Raw genomic sequence first — 13,708 nt, forward strand, 5'->3', positions numbered from 1 at the left:
ATGTCCCGCGGGGCCCTTCGGCGTTGGTGCGCGGTCTGCCGGGTGTCAGGCGACGATGAGTCCGTCCAGCTTGCGCAGTGACTCGATGAGGGCGGCGGTGGCCGAATCCTTGAGTTTGCCGGCCATCAAGGAGACCGCCGCCCCCGTGAACTCGCCGTCGATGCGGACCGTCGTGGCGTCCCCGTCCGGTGTCAGCGCGTAGCGCATCTTCAGATTGACGCCCATCGGGCCCTTCCCGGTGGTCGTCAGCAGGCGGCCGTCCTCCAGCTCGGCGACCGTCCAGGTCACCTCGGCCGGGAACCCCATGAGCTTCATGTTCTCCTCATAGGTGCCCGCGAGTTCCAGTGCGGCCGGCCCGCCCTTGGGGAAGCTGGTGTGGGTGGCGTTCCACTCCCCGTACGTGCTGAAGTCGGTCAGCTGGGCCCAGACCTTCTCGGCCGGTGCCTCGATGCGCGCCTCTGCACTGACTTCGGCCATGCGACCACCCCTTCTCGACGGGTTACGGTGTCGCGGAACGTAGCCGCAGTGGCCCGAACATTCAATACTGATGAACTGTCAGGTCTGCTGGATCCGTTCCGGTCCGCCAGATCCGTGCCGAGTCGAAGCGGTCGGAGGCGCGCGGGTGCGGCCCGTCGTCGTGGCAGTGGAACGCCGCCCAGAAGAGGTCCGCGGGCAGCGCGTCCCGGGGCGCGTGGACCCGGTAGACGTAATCGCGCCCGTCGAGTGCGGGCAGGGCGACCAGCCAGCTCACCTCCGGCACCCCTCCCGCCGCCGCAACAGTGCTCCGGGCTGTGGGACGTGTACGAGGAGGCTTCCGGTTGCTCCGGGAGGGCATGGCAAGGCGGCGCGCGCCGTTTCCCGGAATCGGATCCCAGAACGGCGTGATCTCATCCGTAAGGAGGAGGGGTCGCGCTTCTGTGCCCAACTCGGGTGGGATGCGTCAATGGGCCTCTCCGGGGACGTTCCGGCCCGTCCGGGCTGATGAGGTGGGAGTGTGCAGAACCGGACACCGCGGATTCCTCAGCAACCCGCATCGAACCACCGTGCCGAGACCGAGGCCGAGCTCACCGTGGAACTGGCCGCCGTGGTGACGGGTGCGCGCCGCCGCGCCCTCCGCGACGGCGACCAGCAGATCGACACGGCCCATCTGCTGCACTCCCTGATCGAGTCGGACCCCGAGGTCCGCACCGCCTTCGACGGCGGACCGCAGCTGGCCAGGGTGCTCGGCTACCTCGTCCAGCGCAGTATCGGCTACGGGCTGCGCTGGCAGGGCGCGATCGAGGACTCCGGGGCCATTGAGGTGGTGCCGGACGCGCCGGACACGGGAGTGGAGGGCTGGTCGCCCTCCGCGGCCTCCGCGATGGAGGACGCGCACCGGCGCGCGGGACTCCGCGACCAGGGGCGGGCCGGCGGGCTGGATCTGCTCGCCGCGCTGGCCGCGGACCGGCAGTGCAGGGCTGTCGAAGTGCTGGCACGGGCGGGCGTCGACCCGGCGCTTCTCGCGGACCGGATCGTCGAGGCCTCCGACCAGGGATGACCGCGGGGTTCGGCCCGGCGGCCGAGCGAGAGCGGCGACGGCCGGACGGACGGAGTGGGGCGCTGATGCGGTCGGCGGGGGCACCCCGCAGGGCGTCGATCCCGAGCAGGTGGCCGAGCGCGTCGTCGTGGTGGAACCGGCCGGGGCCGTGCGCCACCGGGCCGTACCTGTCAGGGGTGACAGTGACATCGGAGTGTTACGCGCGTCAGGTGTCACTGGGGTGACGCTCCTGACGGCAGCTGTCATGATGTGCCGATGCACGCGTCTCAGGGGAGAAGCGCCGGCCTGGGACTCGCCCTCGCCTCGGCCTTCGCATTCGGCGGTTCCGGGGTGGCGGCCAAGCCGCTGATCGAGGCGGGACTCGACCCACTCCACGTGGTGTGGCTCCGGGTGGCGGGCGCCGCGCTCGTCATGTTGCCCGTGGCCTGGCGCCACCGCGCTCTGGTGCGCAGCCGGCCCGTTCTGCTGCTGGGATTCGGCCTGCTCGCCGTCGCGGGCGTCCAGGCCTGTTACTTCGCGGCGATCTCCCGTATCCCGGTCGGTGTCGCGCTGCTGGTCGAATACCTCGCGCCGGCGCTCGTCCTGGGCTGGGTGCGCTTCGTCCAGCGCCGCCCGGTGACCCGGGCGGCCGCCGTCGGCGTGGTCCTGGCTGTGGGGGGTCTGGCGTGTGTGGTCGAGGTGTGGTCCGGGCTGAGCTTCGACCTCGTCGGGCTGCTGCTCGCACTCGGCGCCGCCTGCTGCCAGGTCGGCTACTTCGTCCTCTCCGCCCAGGGCAGCGGCGAGGCGGCGGCGGGCGTCGAACCTCCGCACCCGGTCGGGGTCATCGCCTACGGGCTGCTGATCGGCGCCGCCGTTCTCACCGTGGTGTCCCGGCCATGGGGCATGGACTGGTCCCTGCTCGGCGGCAGCACCGCCATGAACGGCACGGATGTGCCCGCCTGGCTGCTGCTCGTCTGGATCGTGCTGCTCGCCACCGTGATCGCGTACGTCACCGGCGTGATCTCGGTACGGCTGCTGTCCCCGGCCGTCGCGGGTGTCGTCGCCTGCCTGGAAGCGGTCATCGCGACCGTGCTCGCCTGGGTGCTCCTCGGGGAGCATCTGGCCGCCCCTCAGCTCATCGGCGGTTCGCTGGTGCTGTTCGGCGCCTTCATCGCGCAGTCCTCGACACCGAAGGCGCCCTCCGGGCCCATAGCCTCAGGACCGGGCGGTGAGCAGGCCGGGGCCGAGGGGGAGTTGTCCGCCGGCCGCGCCGCCACGTAGGGTCGCGATCATGCATTCGACCGTGCTTCCGCCTCCCGCCGCTTAGCGCGGGCGGCCACATCCGACGAAGACCGGACTCGGGCGGTCCCCGAGCGGTTCGTCGCTGCCCGCGTGCGGAGCCGAGCGGCCACCTCCCGTCTTCCTTGGAGAAGTACACGTGTCGTCGATTCATGCTTCCGGCCTGTCCACCGGGCGGAGTCTCTGCTATCTGATCATCGCCGGAGTCGCCTGGGGCACGGCCGGTGCCGCCGCCTCGCTGATCTTCGAGGCCAGTGATCTCGGCCCCCTCGCGCTGTCGTTCTGGCGCTGCGCGGGCGGCCTCGTCCTCCTGCTCGCCGCGCTGGCGCTGCGGCCCGCGCGGGCGGCGGCCGCTGCCGAACCCCGTCGTCGCCGGCTGCTGCGCATCGTCGGCACCGGCGTGGGGCTCGCCGTCTTCCAGACCGCGTACTTCGCCGCGGTCCAGGTCACCGGCCTCGCGGTCGGGACCGTCGTCACACTCGGGGCGGGCCCCGTCCTCATCGCCGTCGGCGCCCGGCTGACCATGGGCGAGCGGCTGGGCGGTGGCGGGATCGCCGCGGTGGCGGGCGCGCTGACCGGGCTCGCCGTACTGGTGCTCGGCGGCGACGCGGGGACGGTGCGGCCCGCCGGAATCGCGCTGGCGCTGCTCGCCGCGGCCGGCTACGCCGCGATGACCCTGCTGACCCGTTGGCTCGGCCGTGACGGGGGCGGTGCGGACGCGCTCGCCACCAGCGCCTGGGCGTTCGCCGTCGCGGCGGTCCTGCTGCTGCCGATGGCGGCCGGTGAGGGCATCGTGCCGCAGACCGCGCACACGGCACAGGTGGTGACCCTGATCGTGTACGTGGCCGCGATCCCGACCGCACTCGCCTACGCGCTCTACTTCGCGGGGGCCGCGACGGTGCGCGCCGCCACCGTCTCGGTGATCATGCTCCTCGAACCGGTGAGCGCGGCGGTCATCGCCGTCGTGGTGCTCGGCGAGGAACTCACCGCGGCCACCGTCGCCGGGACCCTGCTGCTGCTCACCGCGGTGGCCGGGCTGGCGGTGGCCGAGACCCGCGGCGCCGCGAACGCCCGGCGCGAGGCGGCCGCCCACGCCTGACCGGCGGGTGGCGGGCGGCTCCCCTTCTTCGCCGACGGCCCGCCGCCCCGGGGTGGTTCAGAGCGCCTTCAGGTAGTCCGGAACCCCGATGGCGGGATCGAGGTCGGCCGCGGGGACGGGCGCGGCGAAGCCGTGTGTCAGCGGGACGACGCCTGTCCAGTGAGGCAGTCCGAGATCCTCGGGGTCGTCGTTCGGGCCGCCGGTGCGGACCTTGGCGGACACCTCCCGCAGATCCAGCCGGAGCACGGCGGTGGCCGCCAGCTCCTTCTCGTCGGCCGGCCGTGAGTCCCGCGAGCGCCCCGGAACCACCTGCTCCACGATCGCGTCGAGCGCGGTGCGCCGCTCCTCGGGGTCGGTCACCGCGTGGGCGACGCCATGGACCACCACGGAGCGGTAGTTGAGCGAGTGGTGGAAGGCGGAGCGGGCCAGGACCAGCCCGTCCACATGCGTCACCGTCAGGCACACGGCGAGGCCGTCGGAGCTCGCGCCCGCCGTCCGCAGCGGGCGGGAGCCGGTGGAGCCGTGTACGTAGAGACGCTCGCCGACCCGGCCGAAGAGCGTCGGCAGGACGACGGGGGCTCCGTCGCGCACGAAGCCGAGATGACAGACGTAGGCCTCGTCGAGTATCGAATGGATCTGCTCGCGGTCGTACCCGGCCCGTTCGCGGGAGCGGGTCGGGACCGTCCGTGCGGTCGGTTCGAAAGCGGCTGCGGCGTCCGGGCCCGTGGTCCGCGGCGGTTGGGTGTCCGGCATTGCGCCCTCCCTTGCACTAGTGCATACTCTTGTTTGTGCTAGGAGAGTATCGGATCACCGGACGGCGTGCATCGGAAATTGCCGCCAGCGTGGAGCAGGCGGTCGGCTCGGGGGAGCTGGCCCCCGGTGAAGTGCTGCCACCCATGCGGGAGTTGGCTGCCCGGCTGGAGGTGAATCCCAATACGGTGGCGGCCGCCTACCGCACCCTGCGCGAGCGCGGAGTGATCGAGACGGCCGGGCGCAAGGGCAGCCGGATCCGGCCGCGCCCCGCGAGCACCGCACGCGGCTCGCTGCGGATCGAGGCGCCGCCCGGAGTGCGGGACCTCGGGAAGGGGAACCCGGACCCGGCGCTGCTGCCTGCCCTGGGCGAGGCGTTCGCCGCGGTCACCGAGGCGTACGCGCGGGCGCCCGGGATGTACGCGCAGCCGCCCGTGGACCCGGAGTTCGCCGCGCTCGCGCGAAGCGGGTTCGATGCCGACGGTGTTCCGGCCGGACCGGTCATCGCCACCTCGGGATCGCTCGACGCGATCGAACGGGTGCTGAACGCCCACCTCAGACCCGGTGACGCGGTCGCCGTCGAGGACCCGGGCTGGGGCAGCCTGCTGGACCTCGTGCCGGCGCTGGGAATGCGTCCCGTCCCCGTCGCACTCGACGACGACGGACCGCTGCCCGACGCCCTCGAAGCGGCACTGAGGGCCGGCGCCCGCGCGGTCGTCGTCACCGGCCGGGCACAGAATCCGACCGGAGCCGCGATCGGCGCCGCCCGTGCGGCCGAACTGCGGGCGGTTCTCGCCGGCCACCGGGGCGTGCTGCTGATCGAGGACGACCACGGGCACGCCATCGTCGACCTGCCGCTGCACCCCCTGGCGGGTGCCACGGACCGCTGGGCGTTCGTGCGGTCGGTGGCCAAGGCGTACGGGCCGGATCTGCGGGTCGCCGTGCTGACGGGCGACGCGGTCACGGCCGACCGGGTGTCGGGGCGGCAGCAGCTGGGGCCCGGCTGGGTCAGCAGGCTGCTGCAACGGGCGATGGTGCACCTGTGGTCCACGGGCGCCGTGGATTCACGGGCGGTGGCCCGGTCGTACGCGCGTCGCCGCGACGCCCTGGTGCGGGCGCTGGAGGCCAGGGGTGTCGAGGCGCACGGCCGCAGCGGTATGAACGTGTGGGTCCCCGTGAGCGACGAGACCGGGGTCGTGACGCGGCTGCTGCACACGGGCTGGGCGGTGGCGCCCGGAGCCCGCTTCCGGATGTCCGCGCCGCAGGGGATCCGGATCACCGTGTCGCCGCTCGGCGACGCGGACATCGAGCCGCTGGCGGACGCGGTGGCGGCAGCGGCGGGGCCCGTCAAGCCCCTGAGCTACGGCTGAGCCGCCGCCGGGCAGGGGTGGGTTCCGGCGGGGTGGCCGGCCTGGGGGCCCGGGGCCTGCTCTGGGTCAGCGCGGCCCCCGCCAGGACCACGAGGGCACCGACCGGGGTGTTCCAGTTCAGCTGTTCGCCGAGCACGGTGACTCCGGCGACGGTGGCGATCACCGGGATGAAATAGGTGACCATCTGCGCGGTCGTCGGGCCGACCTCGGTGACCAGCCCGTACTGCAGGAGCACCGCGAGTCCCGTGCCGAGGGCCCCCAGGGCGACCACGGCCAGGGTGGGCAGCAGCGGGAACCCTGCCGGGGCCGAGGTGAACAACGGAGTCACCACGGCGAGTTGCACGGTGCCCAGGAAGAGCTGACTGCCCGTGAGCGCGAGCGCCGACGAACCGCTGCCCGCCAGCGTCCGGCGGACGTAGATCCAGCCGACCGGATAGCTGAGGGAGGCCAGCAGCGCCATCGCCGTCCCGGTGAGGTCCAGGCCGGAGAAGCCCTGCCAGGCACCCAGCACGGTCAGCACCCCGAGGAAGCCGAGCCCGAGGCCGGCCACCCGCCGCCGGGTCGGCCGGTCCTCCGAGAGCGCGACCAGCGACAGCGCCATGCCCCACAGCGGTGAGGTCGCGTTGCAGATGCCGGCCAGCGTCGAGGGGATGGTCAGTTCGGCGTACGCGAAGAGCGAGAACGGCAGCGCGTTGAGGAAGAAGGCGGCGACGGCCAGATGGCCCCAGGTGCGGGCGGTGCGCGGCAGCCGCTCCCGCTTCACCACCATGGCCACGGCCAGCACCGCCGTGCCCGACAGCAGCCGCCCGAGGGTGACCTGGAACGGTGCGTACCCGTCGGTGCCGACCTTGATCAGGAGAAAGCTGAATCCCCAGATGAGTGAGAGCGCCGCGAAGCGCAGCCGCCAGTCCGGAGCCTGAAGGCGGGCCGGGCCGGCGGGGGAGGGGATCGGTGCGGGCGGTGCGCTCATGGGCTCCACGATGACGAATTCGATCTCGTAGCACAAGTGAGAGTTTGTGTGGCCATCGACGTAGCATTGCTTACATGTTGAATCTGGAGCGCCTGCGCACCCTGGATGCCCTCGCCCGGCTCGGTTCGGTCAGTGGCGCCGCCGAGGGACTGCACGTCACGACGTCGGCCGTCTCGCAGCAGCTGGCCAAGCTGGAGCGCGAGGTGGGGCAGCAGCTGCTCGCCAGGAACGGCCGGGGGGTCCGGCTCACCGACGCGGGGCGGTTGCTGGCCGATCACGCGGCCCGGATTCTCTCCCAGGTGGAGCTCGCCCAGTCCGACATCGAGGCGCAGCGGGGCGAGGTGGTGGGCGAGATCCGGCTGGGCGCGTTCCCCACCGCGGCGCGCGGTCTCTTCCCGTCCGCCCTGCTCGCCCTGCGCGCGGATCACCCCGAACTCCGGGTGCGTACCAGCGAGCTGGAGCCCGAGGCCGGAATCAGCGCGGTGTTCAGGGGCGACATCGACCTCGCGGTGGTGCTGGACTGGAGCAACAAGCGGCTGCCGGTACCGGGCGGTCTGGCCACGGCGCAGCTGCTCGACGACGTCCCGGACATCGCGATGCCGGCCGGGCATCCGCTCGCGGACCGGTCCGAAGTGGATCTGGAGGACTTCGCCGACGACGACTGGGTGTCCTGGCCCGAGGGTGAGTTCTGTTACGAGTGGCTGATGTTCACCCTCCGATCCAAGGGCATCGAACCGCGCATCGCCCACCTCGCAGGCGAGCATCACACCCAACTCGCCCTGATCGCAGCCGGAATGGGGGTGTGTGTGGCACCCAGGCTGGGGCGCGGACCCGTTCCGGACGGGGTGCGGCTGGTGCCCGTACGGCAGCGGATGCGGCGCCACGTCCATGCCGTCTGGCGGGCGGACGCGGACCGTCGGCCGTCGATCAGGGCGGCGGTCGCGGCGCTGCGGGCGGCGGGCCGGGAGCTGGACGAGCCGCTGGAGGGCAGGTAGGGCCACGGCGGGGACGGTGCGCTGCCCCCGCCGCTTGCCGCCGCACCCGGCTCCGGTGGTCCCGGTGGGCTGTCAGGCGCCGGGCGGACCGGTGAGTTTGCCGAAGTCCCAGGACGTGACGGCCTGCGGGGTGAGCCGCAGCCACGCGTGCCGGCCGTCGTGCGGCATCACCTCCATGCCGAAGTACTTCGCCGCGAACAACCGTTCGGGCACGGCGAGTTCCGGGCAGGCTTCGCCGGTGCGCGGGGCCTCGCCGACGAACACCGCGTCGCCGCAGAGCTCGATGCCGCGCAGCTCCCCGTACTCCACCCCGTCGTCGATGACCACGGCGATCTTCGGGTCGTGGCCGAGCTGCGACCAGCGCAGGCTCCGGGTGATCGAGTAGAGCCACAGCGAGGTGCCGTCCCAGCAGAACCAGAGCGCCCCGACGTGCGGGCGGCCGTCCGGGCCGACGGTGGCGACCCGGCAGGTGCGCTGTTCGGCGAGGTAGGTGTCGCGTTCCTCGTCCGTCATCATGATCCGGCGGCCCCGTCGCTGAATGACGGCCATGGGAAGCCCCCTCCTGTTAGCTGACTATGTGTCAGGAATCATGGAGCCTCTTCCCTCATCGCGCAATGGAGGTTAGCCTCGCGCGCCCGTTCCGTCGCCGAGAGGGGCAGCCGTGCCGTCCAGGGAAAAGCTCGCCGAGCAGATCGATCCGGCCTCCACCGTCCTGCTGACCGTGGAGTGCCAACAGGGTGTGGTGGGGCCGGACAGCGCACTGCCCGAACTCGCCAAGGAGGCCAGCTCCTCGGGGGCGCTGCACAACGTGGCCCGGCTGGTCGCCGCCGCACACGAGAGCGGTGTCCAGGTACTGCACGCCGTGGCCGAACGCCGCCCCGACGGCCGCGGTGCCAACCACAACGCCCGGCTCTTCCGCGCCGCCGGCCGGCTGCCCGTGCAGCAGCACTCCGGCACCACGGCGGTACGGATCGCCGAACCGATCGAGGTGGCGGACGAGGACCTCGTCGTCCGCAGACTCCACGGGCTCTCGCCCATCGCAGGCACGGACGTGGACGCGCTGCTCCGCAACCTCGGCTGCCGCACGCTCGTCGTCACCGGGGTGTCGGCCAACGTGGCCATCCCCAACGCGGTGTTCGACGCCGTGAACCTCGGCTACACGGCGGTGGTGCCGTCCGACGCCATCGCGGGGGTGCCCGCCGACTACACCCCCGCGATGATCCGCAACACCCTCGCCCTGGTCGCCACCGTCGCCACCACGGACGACGTGCTCGGCTGCTGGCTGGGCCGCGGCCCTACGACGCGAGGCTGATCTCGTCGCCCTGGACCTCGATCGGGGCGGCCGGCAGCGGCTCGGTGGCGGGGCCTGCCTTCACACTCCCCGTCGCCACGTCGAACTTGCTGCCGTGGCAGGGGCAGTTGATGGTGCCGCCCGCGACGCTCGACACCGCGCAGCCCATGTGGGTGCACTTCGACGAGAACGCCTTGAACTCTCCGGCCGCGGGCTGCGTCACCACGACCCCCTGCTCCTTGAAGATCTTGCCGCCGCCCTCCGGGATGTCCGCGGTCTTCGCGAGGACGGCACCTCCGCCGCCGGCCCCGCTCTCACCGGACGGCTCGACGGCACCGGAACCGGCAGCCTCCTTCGAGCCGCCGCACGCGGTGAGTACGGCAGCCACGGAGACGGCGCCGGCCGCTGTGACGACGGTCCGGCGTCCGGGACGGCCCTCGTGGTCCTGCGATGTGCTCATGCTGGCTTTCCCTTCCACGGTGTACTCGGCTCCGAGGCTTCGTCCAGGGGCACGCGCAGCCTGCACCCCGTGTTCAAAGCCCCAGGGACTTCCTCAGGAAATCCCGCTCCAGCAGCAACAGGTTGCTCGCCGTCTCCTCCCGGCTGACCAGATGGCCGGCGCCCGACAGCGGCAGCACCGTATGCGGCCGGCCGGCGGCCAGCAGCGCTGCGGAGAACCGCAGCGTGTGACCCACGGCCACATTGTCATCGGCAAGACCGTGCACCAGCATGAGCGGCCGGGTCAGGGCCCCGGCCTCGTCCAGGAGGGAATTGCGGGTGTAGTCCCGCGCGAACACATCCGGGTGGCCCAGGAACCGTTCCTCCCAATGGGTGTCGTAGAGCCGCCGGTCGACCGACGCCGCACCCGCGACCGCGGCGTGGAAGACCTCCGGATGACGCAGCACGGCGGCCGCCGCCAGATAGCCGCTGAACGACCAGCCACGCATCGCCACCCGCGTCAGGTCCAGCTCCGGGTGGCGCGCGGCCGCCGCGCGCAACGCGTCGATCTGGTCCTCCAGCACCACGGTGAGACGGTCGCCGCGCACCGACTTCTCCCAGGCCTCGCCGCGCCCCGGCGTGCCCCGCCCGTCGGTCACCAGGACCGCGAAGCCCTGCTCGGCGAACCACTGGGCGACCGCGACCCACCAGGTACGCACCTTCAGGACGACCTGCATGCCGTGACCCGCGTAGGGGCTGAGCAGCACCGGCAGCCGGCCGTCGCCCGGCCGGTGCCACGACGGCAGGTAGAGCCTGCTTCGCAGTTCCCGCTCGCCGAGACTCAGGGCCAGCGGCCGCGGGGTGACGAGCGGTTCCTCCGCCAGGACCGCGATCCGGCCCACCTGAACGCCGGCCCGCAGCACCGTCACGCCGTGGCCGTCCGGAGTCCGGCTCTCGAGCACAACCGTCGGCCCGCCGACCGACGCCGTGTGCACCCCGGGTGCGCCGCTGACCCGTACGAATCCCTCGTCGGGCGTGTCGGTCGCGCACGACCAGACGTGCGTCTCGGTCGGCTCCTCGCCCGCGGTGAAGTACACCCGTCCGCCCGCCGCACCGACCACCTCGCGGACCTCCAGGCCCGGCGGAGTCGGGGTGCCGCCGATGGCCAGTCCCTGGGTGTCGCCGCCCGGACGGGCGGTGACGGTGAGCGCGCCCGAGGCGAGACGCAGCGGGGTGCCCGGCCGCAGCGCCACCCAGGCGGGGTCGTGGGCCCGGCTCACCGTCCGGGTCGCGCCCGAGCGCTCGTCCACCTCCAGGACGTGGACGGACCGCTGGTCACGCGTCTGCACGGAGACCAGCGGACCCCGGTCGTCCCAGCCCGCCGACACGACGTACTCGAAGGCCCGGTCCGTCCAGGCGCCTTCCGGGTGGTCCTCGCCGGCGGCCTCGGGCAGCCGCACATCGGTCCGTTCCCCGGACACCCGGACCAGATGCAGTGACACCTTCGCGTTCGGGGTACCGGCGGCCGGGTACGGCACCACGCGCGGCGGCCGCTCCGGGTCCGCCGGATCACTGATGTACCGGCGCCGGACCCCGGCGGTGTCCACCCGGGCCACCAGCAGGGCATCGCCGTCCGGCGACCACCAGTAGCCGCGCGAGCGCCCGATCGACTCCTGCGACACATAGTCGGACAGCCCGTACGTCACCTGCTCGCCGTCCGGTCCGGCGAGCACGCGGCCGGCCGTCCCGTCCGCCCGCACGGTGTGCAGCGCGCCGCCGGACACGTACGCGATCAGGGAACCGTCGGGCGAGGGGCGCGGGTCCACGACCGGTCCCGCCGTGGCGATCCGGCGCGGCGCCCCGCCATCGGTGCGCACCACCCAGAGCGTGCCCCGAAGGGCGAAGGCCACCAGCCGTGCCGCCCCGTCCGTCGCGTAGGAGACCACGCCCGAGGAGGTCTCCCGGGCCCGTTCCCGCCGCGCCCGCTCCGCCGGCGGCATCTCGCCCGCGCCCTCGTCCGTGAGGCCGGGCGCGAGGGGGTCGGCGAGCATCCGCTCCGCGCCGTTCTCGTACAGCCACAGCCTGCTCACCGGGTCGGTACCCGACGTGCCGCGCACGAACAGGACCCGCTCCCCGTCCGGCGAGACGGTGAAGTGCCGGGGCACCCCGAGCGAGAAGCGCCGGGTACGGGCGAACTGGACAGGGAACCGCTCGGTCGCGGTCGCCAGGGCATCGGCCGGTGTGCCGGAAGGAGGAATCATGGCGACACCCTGACAGGTCGAAATCCTTCCGGCCGCCGAAGATGCCGCCGTAACTGCCGATCGCGGCCGGACACGGAACCTACCGTCAACTCCTGTAAGAGATAACCGACTTCTTGGAGGACAGGGATGAACAACAGCATTCGTACCGCAGCCGCTGCAGCAGCTCTCGTCGCCGGTCTCGTCACGGTGAGCGGTACCGCCAACGCCGCCGAGCGTCCGGACCGGATCACCAGCCAGGAGCAGCTCGCCAAGAGCATCGCTCAGGCGGTGGCCGCCGAACAGGAGAACGGCGCCGTGAACGGCGGGGTCATCGGCGGTCTGGTGCTCACCTCGGCTTCCACGCGTTCCTGCTGACGAATAGGAGGTGAGCACCGTGGACAGCACTGCGGACCTTGCCCAGGACGGGCAGGAGAGTCCTCTCAGATGGTGTCCGAGCGGCGATGCGAGCCGCCCGGAGTCCGTTGTCCTCGGCGTTCGGTCCGGGGATCGCGACCAGGTCGTCTACCTGGCCGAACCCGTACCCGCCGCCGATGTTCTCGGCGCGATCCCGGAGGGGATCTCCCCCAACCGGGTGCTCCGGTTCGCCTCGCACTGCGTGTCGGACTGCGCGAACCGGGTCGGTGAGGCCTGCGGGCTGATCGAACGCATCAAGACCGTACCGGCCGAGACCGGACCGGTCGCCGTGCCGCGGTGCCACCTCCGCCCGCACTGCAAGTGGTGGAACCAGGCCGGCGTCGAGGCCTGCCACCGCTGCCCCGCCCTCACGACGCTGGAACCCCGCGACAACGAACTCGCCGTTCTTGTCGCGGACCCGGCCACCACCCGTGAACAATTGGAGGACTGGATCGCCGCCGCTCCATGAGCGGGGATCGTTCACGGGGCCGGTCACCGACCGGACCGAGCACGAGAGAAGGGATGTCGTGAACAACTGGATACGGTGTTTCCGCCCGGCCCCCGACGCCGGAGCCCAACTGCTGTGCTTCCCGCACGCGGGTGGTTCGGCCAGTGGCTACTATCCGCTGTCGACCGCGGTCGCGGGGACGGCGGAGACACTGGTCGTGCAGTACCCCGGGAGGCACGACCGCATCGCCGAACCGTTCGCCGAACGGTTCGGCGATGTCGTGGACGCGGTGCTGGCCTCGCTCCCCGCGGGCGGAGGCCGGCCGCTCATGCTGTTCGGCCACAGCATGGGCGCTCTCCTGGCGTTCGAGACCGCGCGGCGGCTCGCGGCCGAAGGGCGGGCGCCCGCGGCGCTGTTCGTCTCGGGGAGCGAAGCCCCGTCACTGCCGCGACGGGCGAGGCTGCCCGCCCCCGCGAGCGACGAGGACCTGATCGGGGAGATGCGGCTGCTGTCCGGTACGGACGAGGAGCTGCTGACCGATCCCGACATCCTCCAGCTCGCACTGCCACCGCTGCGCGCCGACTACGCCATGCTCTTCGCCCGCACCCATGTCCCCGGGCCGCCGCTGCGCTGCCCGGTCGTCGCGCTGACCGGTGACAGGGACCCCCGGGTCTCCGTCGAAGCCGTGCAGGCCTGGGAGCAGGAGACCGAGGGCCCCTTCGAGCGGTACGTGCTGTCCGGCGGTCACTTCTTCCTCGGTGACCACCTGGGCCGGGTGGCGGAACTCGTCGCCGCGAACGTGCCCGGCCGGGCGGTCCGTGCCACCGGCTGACACCGCACACCGCGTACTGCACAACAGGGCTTGGGCCCCGACCCCT

Annotated in this window: 16 protein-coding genes; 9 read left to right on the top strand and 7 right to left on the bottom strand. The window is 72.6% G+C overall.

Annotated elements, in window-relative coordinates:
* Positions 1 to 45: 45 nt before the first annotated feature.
* On the bottom strand, positions 46 to 477 hold the full coding sequence (locus AB0I52_RS27475; RefSeq protein WP_362961890.1) for an SRPBCC family protein: 432 nt from the start codon (positions 475 to 477) through the stop codon (positions 46 to 48).
* Positions 478 to 538: 61 nt separating this feature from the next.
* Positions 539 to 751: a hypothetical protein gene (locus AB0I52_RS27480; RefSeq protein WP_363076987.1), complete on the bottom strand. Its 213-nt coding sequence runs from the start codon at positions 749 to 751 to the stop codon at positions 539 to 541.
* 243 nt (positions 752 to 994) lie between these two features.
* On the opposite strand from AB0I52_RS27480, the gene AB0I52_RS27485 reads away from it, so the two are divergent.
* The 3 genes from AB0I52_RS27485 (at position 995) to AB0I52_RS27495 (ending at position 3,914) form a co-directional block, all read left to right on the top strand.
* Positions 995 to 1,537 (top strand): Clp protease N-terminal domain-containing protein, encoded by a 543-nt coding sequence (locus AB0I52_RS27485; protein WP_363076989.1) that lies wholly within the window; start codon positions 995 to 997, stop codon positions 1,535 to 1,537.
* A 255-nt stretch (positions 1,538 to 1,792) separates the two neighbouring features.
* Entirely contained in the window at positions 1,793 to 2,797 is a 1,005-nt protein-coding gene (locus AB0I52_RS27490) for an EamA family transporter (RefSeq protein ID WP_363076991.1), read from the top strand.
* 157 nt (positions 2,798 to 2,954) lie between these two features.
* Positions 2,955 to 3,914 (top strand): EamA family transporter, encoded by a 960-nt coding sequence (locus AB0I52_RS27495; protein ID WP_363076993.1) that lies wholly within the window; start codon positions 2,955 to 2,957, stop codon positions 3,912 to 3,914.
* Positions 3,915 to 3,971: 57 nt separating this feature from the next.
* Here the strand turns inward: AB0I52_RS27495 and AB0I52_RS27500 are convergent, their stop codons facing one another.
* Positions 3,972 to 4,667: a pyridoxamine 5'-phosphate oxidase family protein gene (locus tag AB0I52_RS27500; RefSeq protein WP_363076995.1), complete on the bottom strand. Its 696-nt coding sequence runs from the start codon at positions 4,665 to 4,667 to the stop codon at positions 3,972 to 3,974.
* Positions 4,668 to 4,702: 35 nt separating this feature from the next.
* On the opposite strand from AB0I52_RS27500, the gene AB0I52_RS27505 reads away from it, so the two are divergent.
* A complete protein-coding gene (locus AB0I52_RS27505; RefSeq protein ID WP_363076997.1) occupies positions 4,703 to 6,034 on the top strand; it encodes an aminotransferase class I/II-fold pyridoxal phosphate-dependent enzyme in 1,332 nt (443 codons plus the stop codon).
* Here the strand turns inward: AB0I52_RS27505 and AB0I52_RS27510 are convergent.
* Entirely contained in the window at positions 6,012 to 7,004 is a 993-nt protein-coding gene (locus tag AB0I52_RS27510) for a DMT family transporter (RefSeq protein WP_363076999.1), read from the bottom strand. The genes AB0I52_RS27505 and AB0I52_RS27510 overlap by 23 nt on opposite strands.
* A 74-nt stretch (positions 7,005 to 7,078) precedes the next feature.
* Here AB0I52_RS27510 and AB0I52_RS27515 point away from each other — a divergent pair, with 74 nt between their 5' ends.
* A complete protein-coding gene (locus tag AB0I52_RS27515) occupies positions 7,079 to 7,999 on the top strand; it encodes a LysR family transcriptional regulator (RefSeq protein ID WP_363077001.1) in 921 nt (306 codons plus the stop codon).
* Positions 8,000 to 8,071: 72 nt separating this feature from the next.
* Here the strand turns inward: AB0I52_RS27515 and AB0I52_RS27520 are convergent, their stop codons facing one another.
* Positions 8,072 to 8,548: a pyridoxamine 5'-phosphate oxidase family protein gene (locus tag AB0I52_RS27520; protein WP_363077003.1), complete on the bottom strand. Its 477-nt coding sequence runs from the start codon at positions 8,546 to 8,548 to the stop codon at positions 8,072 to 8,074.
* Between the two features lie 112 nt (positions 8,549 to 8,660).
* On the opposite strand from AB0I52_RS27520, the gene AB0I52_RS27525 reads away from it, so the two are divergent.
* Complete coding sequence (locus AB0I52_RS27525; protein WP_363077005.1) at positions 8,661 to 9,311, top strand: cysteine hydrolase; 651 nt, start codon at positions 8,661 to 8,663, stop codon at positions 9,309 to 9,311.
* Here the strand turns inward: AB0I52_RS27525 and AB0I52_RS27530 are convergent.
* Complete coding sequence (locus AB0I52_RS27530; protein ID WP_363077007.1) at positions 9,295 to 9,750, bottom strand: Rieske (2Fe-2S) protein; 456 nt, start codon at positions 9,748 to 9,750, stop codon at positions 9,295 to 9,297. The genes AB0I52_RS27525 and AB0I52_RS27530 overlap by 17 nt on opposite strands.
* A 73-nt stretch (positions 9,751 to 9,823) precedes the next feature.
* A complete protein-coding gene (locus AB0I52_RS27535; RefSeq protein ID WP_363077009.1) occupies positions 9,824 to 11,989 on the bottom strand; it encodes a prolyl oligopeptidase family serine peptidase in 2,166 nt (721 codons plus the stop codon).
* Positions 11,990 to 12,115: 126 nt separating this feature from the next.
* Between AB0I52_RS27535 and AB0I52_RS27540 the strand changes: the two genes are divergently transcribed.
* Genes AB0I52_RS27540 through AB0I52_RS27550 form a run of 3 tightly spaced genes read left to right on the top strand, consistent with a single transcriptional unit; the run spans position 12,116 to position 13,662 of the window.
* Complete coding sequence (locus AB0I52_RS27540) at positions 12,116 to 12,343, top strand: hypothetical protein (RefSeq protein ID WP_363077011.1); 228 nt, start codon at positions 12,116 to 12,118, stop codon at positions 12,341 to 12,343.
* Positions 12,344 to 12,362: 19 nt separating this feature from the next.
* A complete protein-coding gene (locus AB0I52_RS27545) occupies positions 12,363 to 12,851 on the top strand; it encodes a hypothetical protein (RefSeq protein ID WP_363077013.1) in 489 nt (162 codons plus the stop codon).
* A 58-nt stretch (positions 12,852 to 12,909) separates the two neighbouring features.
* Positions 12,910 to 13,662 carry an alpha/beta fold hydrolase gene (locus tag AB0I52_RS27550; protein WP_363077015.1) on the top strand — a complete coding sequence of 251 codons (753 nt, stop codon included), beginning with the start codon at positions 12,910 to 12,912 and terminating at the stop codon, positions 13,660 to 13,662.
* Positions 13,663 to 13,708 lie beyond the last annotated feature (46 nt).

It is taken from the genome of Streptomyces sp. NPDC050423 (assembly GCF_040655445.1).
Classification (GTDB): Bacteria; Actinomycetota; Actinomycetes; order Streptomycetales; family Streptomycetaceae; genus Streptomyces.

What these genes read in the sequence shown, in the direction of transcription:
- AB0I52_RS27475 (WP_362961890.1), bottom strand. Translation starts at nt 477, where the DNA reads ATGGCCGAAGTCAGTGCAGAGGCGCGCATCGAGGCACCGGCCGAGAAG.
- AB0I52_RS27490 (WP_363076991.1), top strand. Translation starts at nt 1,793, where the DNA reads ATGCACGCGTCTCAGGGGAGAAGCGCCGGCCTGGGACTCGCCCTCGCC.
- AB0I52_RS27500 (WP_363076995.1), bottom strand. Translation starts at nt 4,667, where the DNA reads ATGCCGGACACCCAACCGCCGCGGACCACGGGCCCGGACGCCGCAGCC.
- AB0I52_RS27510 (WP_363076999.1), bottom strand. Translation starts at nt 7,004, where the DNA reads ATGAGCGCACCGCCCGCACCGATCCCCTCCCCCGCCGGCCCGGCCCGC.
- AB0I52_RS27515 (WP_363077001.1), top strand. Translation starts at nt 7,079, where the DNA reads ATGTTGAATCTGGAGCGCCTGCGCACCCTGGATGCCCTCGCCCGGCTC.
- AB0I52_RS27520 (WP_363077003.1), bottom strand. Translation starts at nt 8,548, where the DNA reads ATGGCCGTCATTCAGCGACGGGGCCGCCGGATCATGATGACGGACGAG.
- AB0I52_RS27530 (WP_363077007.1), bottom strand. Translation starts at nt 9,750, where the DNA reads ATGAGCACATCGCAGGACCACGAGGGCCGTCCCGGACGCCGGACCGTC.
- AB0I52_RS27535 (WP_363077009.1), bottom strand. Translation starts at nt 11,989, where the DNA reads ATGATTCCTCCTTCCGGCACACCGGCCGATGCCCTGGCGACCGCGACC.
- AB0I52_RS27540 (WP_363077011.1), top strand. Translation starts at nt 12,116, where the DNA reads ATGAACAACAGCATTCGTACCGCAGCCGCTGCAGCAGCTCTCGTCGCC.